At 67.2% G+C, this 1017-nt stretch carries 1 protein-coding gene and 1 pseudogene; one reads left to right on the top strand and one right to left on the bottom strand.

Annotated elements, in window-relative coordinates:
• The coding region (locus ABZT03_RS44755; RefSeq protein ID WP_356050113.1) for an IS701 family transposase at positions 1 to 821 on the bottom strand (821 nt) is incomplete at its 3' end.
• Between the two features lie 63 nt (positions 822 to 884).
• Between ABZT03_RS44755 and ABZT03_RS44760 the strand changes: the two are divergent.
• A pseudogene (locus tag ABZT03_RS44760) lies at positions 885 to 1017 on the top strand (IS6 family transposase); the annotation flags it as partial.

Raw genomic sequence — 1017 nt, forward strand, 5'->3', positions numbered from 1 at the left:
TCGTAGAGCCGTTCGCCCTTGGCGCCGTGGCCGCACGAGCGGCGTTCCCACTGGTCACGGACGCGGGCGTAGTGGAGCAGGTCGTCGGCGCGTTTGACGGCGGGATGGCGGGGTTTGCCGGGCGGGCCGTCCAGCGGGAGACCGACCGGGACGCCCAGTACGTAAGGCACCGCCCGGGTGTGGCACCAGGCGCGCAACTGCGGATCGCGCCCGTAGCCGGAATCGGCCAGGACCCAGGTGAAGGGGACTTGGGCGGCGAGGGCGCGGTCGAGCATGGCGATGGCCAACTCGGGCTTGGTGGCGAAGGCGATCTCGTCGGGGATACCGGCAGCCTGGCACCGCTCCCGGTCGGACGTCCATTCATCGGGCAGGTACAGGCGGCGATCGATAAAGGCGTGTCCGGCGGCGGTGGCGTAGGTGAGCATCACCATCGTCTGGCAGTTGCGCACATCCCCGGTCAGCCCGCAGTGCTGGAAGGCCACCCCGACCGATTTGGTGCCCTTCTTCTGGGCCTGGGTATCATCGATCACCAGCGAGGCGTCCGCGTCGCCCAAATGCTCCACGACGTAGTCGCGGACCTTGTCGCGCAGCTGGTCGGCGTCCCATACCGACCCGTTCAGCAGCCACTGCATCCGGTCCGCGGTCGCATGCCCGGCCCGCTCCGAGAGCATCCAGCCGTTCTTTTTCGGCAGCTCCGCCAGCAGGCCCTCGATGAACTGCGCGAACACCACCCGCGGCTCCGGCCGGTTGAACAGACTCCCCAACGAGCCGGTCAGCTTCGCCAGTTCGTCGTGCCACTCGGCTATCAGCTCAGCCGTCACATCCAGCATCATGCCCAGACAACGACGACACACGAACCCCGTCACAACATCTCCGGCTGTAGTACTCGGCAGCGCGAACGCGCCATGAAAGGCTTCCGTTGGCCTCGTTCGGCCCAGAAGTTCCTCGCCGTATTCAGTCAGATTTCACCCCATTTCCGGCCCCGTCGCCACCTCATGACCGCGCCCGAGTACCGGG

The sequence above is a fragment of the Streptomyces sp. NPDC005574 genome (assembly GCF_040605435.1).
Classification (GTDB): Bacteria; Actinomycetota; Actinomycetes; order Streptomycetales; family Streptomycetaceae; genus Streptomyces.